Annotated in this window: 6 protein-coding genes; all 6 read left to right on the forward strand. The window is 62.5% G+C overall.

Annotated elements, in window-relative coordinates:
- On the forward strand, positions 1-640 hold a 640-nt coding region (locus ACFVQ3_RS18720), incomplete at its 5' end, for a hypothetical protein (RefSeq protein WP_387642367.1).
- A gap of 173 nt (positions 641-813) precedes the next feature.
- Positions 814-1,578 carry a hypothetical protein gene (locus tag ACFVQ3_RS18725; protein ID WP_387642370.1) on the forward strand — a complete coding sequence of 255 codons (765 nt, stop codon included), beginning with the start codon at positions 814-816 and terminating at the stop codon, positions 1,576-1,578.
- Positions 1,578-2,084: a hypothetical protein gene (locus tag ACFVQ3_RS18730; protein WP_387642373.1), complete on the forward strand. Its 507-nt coding sequence runs from the start codon at positions 1,578-1,580 to the stop codon at positions 2,082-2,084. The genes ACFVQ3_RS18725 and ACFVQ3_RS18730 overlap by 1 nt, the downstream gene beginning before the upstream one ends.
- A complete protein-coding gene (locus ACFVQ3_RS18735; RefSeq protein WP_387642376.1) occupies positions 2,081-2,776 on the forward strand; it encodes a hypothetical protein in 696 nt (231 codons plus the stop codon). The genes ACFVQ3_RS18730 and ACFVQ3_RS18735 overlap by 4 nt, the downstream gene beginning before the upstream one ends.
- Positions 2,773-3,081: a hypothetical protein gene (locus ACFVQ3_RS18740; RefSeq protein WP_387642378.1), complete on the forward strand. Its 309-nt coding sequence runs from the start codon at positions 2,773-2,775 to the stop codon at positions 3,079-3,081. Before ACFVQ3_RS18735 ends, ACFVQ3_RS18740 begins: the two co-directional genes overlap by 4 nt.
- 103 nt (positions 3,082-3,184) lie before the next feature.
- Complete coding sequence (locus ACFVQ3_RS18745) at positions 3,185-3,586, forward strand: hypothetical protein (RefSeq protein WP_387642380.1); 402 nt, start codon at positions 3,185-3,187, stop codon at positions 3,584-3,586.
- Positions 3,587-3,657 lie beyond the last annotated feature (71 nt).

The raw sequence follows: 3,657 nt of genomic DNA on the forward strand, positions 1-3,657 counted from the left end.
GTACACCAACGGGCCTCTGTCTTCGCTGCGCTGGTTCCGGATCGTTCCCGACACCGTCCCTGCCACCGATGCCGGCACCGCAACCCCCCCAGCCGAGACCAGCTCCGAGAGCGCCTCCACGAAGCCGTCGTTCGAAGAAATCGAAACCGCGAAACGCAAATCCGCTGACGACCTTCGGACCGCAGCCGACTGCCGCTACGAATTTCTCGCCAGGATCGTCAAAGGCCGGACCAACGCCGCGAGCACAGCGAAGACCGATCACCTGGCGCGGCGCGCTTCCGCAGCGGCAATCGTCGCGTCCACGGAATGGCTCGACACCGACGACCTGATCGCCATGGCCACCATCGTCGGCCGCGCCCTTCCCGACGACCTCAGTGAACTCGACGACGCCGATCAATTCCTTGCCGATGAACTCGAAGCGTGGACACTGACCGCGTCCCTCGAAGCCCTCGCCATCGTCAACCTCGTCGTCGTGTGCATCGCCGTCGACAAAGACCTCGCTACCAGAACACGAGCATGGCTCGAACAGCATCCGGTGCGTGATGCGTGGCTCAGTGAACTCGAAGCCCTCGGCTACGTCTTCTCCGACGTCGAAATCGCACTGATCGCCGAATGCGCAGCCAGCGCCGACGCCGAGTAACCCGCAATGGACGGCCACACCGCCGACGACTGGTGGCACTCCCTCCCCATCGAGCGCCGCATCGGCTACTGCAAATGGCTCCGCGACGGCACCAGCAACTACACCAGCCACCCGCCCGTCGAAGGCCAATACGAAATCCCGCTACCAAAAACACCACGAAGGAGGTGAGAGCCATGACCCGAATCCTGGTCGGAACCCACGACTTCCGCAGAGGCCTCAAATCCGTACTGCCACACACCAGCACCGACGAAGACCTCCCCGCCCTCTGCCGCATCCGACTCGACATCGGCCCGCAGAACGTCACCATCACCGCCACCGACCGATTCACCGCAGCACTCGCCATCGTCTCCGTCCACGCCCACCTCGACACCGACGGCGAAGAAACCGAACTGTCCTGGATCGGAACCATCGACCTCGTCCCCGCCGACGCGAAATCGATCCTCGGAATCTTCAACGCACCCAAAGACAAAGGCGACGAACCGCAATACATCCTGCGCATCGAAGCCGACGAGAACCACGTCACCGTCATCGACTCCTCCGGACTCATCGACGGCCATTCCCTCAAAGTCCCCAGGATCACCGACGATGCGTTCCCGCGCCTGGAAAAGCTTTTCGCGCAGTACCACTACGCAAAAGCTGCCCTCGTCGAAGACATCGCCGTAAACGGAAAGTTCCAGTCTCGCTTCGCGATCGCATCAAGCTGCTACGACGAGCCGCTCATCGTCCAGACCACCACCGCCGGCCGCGCCCAGTTCATCCGCTGCGGCGAAAGCTTCCTCGGACTCCTCATCCCCGTGCACGTCAGCGAAGACGACACCGCCAGACACACCGAATGGCGCAAAGCGTGGGACCAGCGTCTAACTCGGCCCTCGGGCATCGACCTCAAAACTGCGTCCGGTGTCTTCTCCGTATCCGACCTCGAAGACAAGGGAAAGTAATGACTATCAACACATTCGACGACATCGTTCGAGGCGGTCTCCTTCCCGTAGAGATCGAACCCGAAATCGCCGACCAGTGGTGGCCACGCCTTATCGAACTTGGATTCGTCAGAGGCGAACCCGTCCCCGGAGACGACCTCTTCACCCACGCCTCCCTCCCCGACGGCTGGACCTATCAGGAAATCCCCTACTCGTACACCTCGTACCTGCTCGACGAACGCTTCGTCCGCCGAGTCGCCCTTCACATCAGGCTGGGCATGCGCCCCCGATTCGCCTACATGCGAATACTCGACGTCGGCACAGACCTCGCCGCCGACGCCATCTACAACGACGGCCCCGCCATGCTCCCCGACGAATGGTCCAAGCTCACCGACGCCGAACAATCCGCCTTCCGAAGCTCACTTGACAGCTACCGCGAAAGCTCCCTCCGCAACCCCCGCGTCTACGGCAACCTCCTGCCGCGCGTTGACGCCCTCACCTCTCTCGCGAACGGAACATCCGCATGAGCCCTTGCACCTCCGACACCGACATTCGGCGATTCGCCATGGCCCTACGAGGCCAGTCCCCGGACGAGTACAACGCCGAAGATGGTCACACCCGGAACACTGCAGAGAAGCAGGTCGAAACTGCCCTACAGGTAACAGGTTTCGTCATGGGAACACCTCTGGTTTCGAACAACAATCGCGCAGATATCGCTGGCCCGTGGCCGAGCCTATTCGCAGTACACCCGTCCGTCCGGACTGTCATCGACCGCGAAGGCGACCTCTGGCGCCGCGCCGCAGAATCCTGGGAGTTCGACACTTCCTGGGAACTATTCGACAAGAAAATCGGGGCGTGGAGGGCCTACGAAATCTCCTTACGCGGAACCTCGTACTTCGCCCCGTTCGCTGCGGTGGAACCCGTCAAAGAGGAGACGAAAGCGGAACGTTGCCCGTCCGAGATCGAGGGCTGGGGATGCTCGCTTGCGAACGGGCACGACGGCGATCACACTGCACACGATCAGGACGGACCGGCCTACACCTGGCCCGCCTCCTCGCCGGTTGTCCCTGCCCCCACCGAAGCGTCTGTGATCGGTAGCGCTGCAGTTGCTCTCCGTGCTGCGCTCGCAGTGCTCGATCCTCACGAGGCCGGCGCTTGGGAGCCTGCGTGGCGAACCGTCCAGGATCTCGAAGACTGTGCATCCAGGGCGGATCAGTGACGGAGACCCGTTTCATCTCCCCGTACTCCGGCTCATGGGCACTGCCCGACACGTCCCTCGGTCGCACCGACACTCCCACCCCGCCGGCCGATATTCGTCTCGTCCGCGAGATCTCGCCCGCCCCCAACGGTCGCCGCCGTTACACCGAGATCCCTTGTCGCGCCATTGCTGCCGGCCGCGACAAAGACGGCACCTACTGGTGGACGGTCCGCACAATCACCGACGAATGGATCTTGCCCGCCGACATCATCGTCTGCGACCGGATGCCGGCCGATACGAAGTTCTGCGGAGTTGATGCCGCGTGATCAACGACCTCGCGGCCATCGCCCAAGTACTCGTCCTCGTAGCCGTCGGAACATTCATCGCAGTCCTCGTCCGCAAAATCCGCAAAGACACCGGAGGCAAGTCATGACTACACCCACAACATTCCGCAAGAAGCCCGTCGAAATCCAGGCAATGCAGTGGGACGGCGAATACGACACAGCCGACGCGCTGTGGGAGTGGACGCAGTTCGTTGTCGCCCGCAACGACGACGGCACACCTCATATGGTGGCCACCGACTTCATGGTCCTCGGCGAAGATGACGCCTACGAGGTATTCAACTGCTACGCCGGGGATTTGGAGCTGATCCCCGGCAACGAGGTCGACGAGCGCCGCAAGGAAGGCTACAGCGCCGTCATCCGCGATCGGCTGCACGACACCTGGGTGAACGTCCGCGAAAGCGACTGGATCATCAAGGGCATCCAGGGCGAGTTCTACCCCTGCCGACCCGACGTGTTCGCCGCGACCTATGACGAGGTGGCCTCGTGAGTAAGAAGACGCTCCCGAACCCGTATCCGACTGTCCGCGAACCGAAACGATCGCGCCTGCCCCACAACATC

Origin of the sequence: Oerskovia sp. NPDC057915, assembly GCF_042887685.1 — a bacterium.
Classification (GTDB): Bacteria; Actinomycetota; Actinomycetes; order Actinomycetales; family Cellulomonadaceae; genus Oerskovia.

Excerpts from the sequence above, each read along its gene's own strand:
- ACFVQ3_RS18725 (WP_387642370.1), top strand. The coding sequence starts at position 814 with ATGACCCGAATCCTGGTCGGAACCCACGACTTCCGCAGAGGCCTCAAA.
- ACFVQ3_RS18735 (WP_387642376.1), top strand. The coding sequence starts at position 2,081 with ATGAGCCCTTGCACCTCCGACACCGACATTCGGCGATTCGCCATGGCC.
- ACFVQ3_RS18730 (WP_387642373.1), top strand. The coding sequence starts at position 1,578 with ATGACTATCAACACATTCGACGACATCGTTCGAGGCGGTCTCCTTCCC.
- ACFVQ3_RS18745 (WP_387642380.1), top strand. The coding sequence starts at position 3,185 with ATGACTACACCCACAACATTCCGCAAGAAGCCCGTCGAAATCCAGGCA.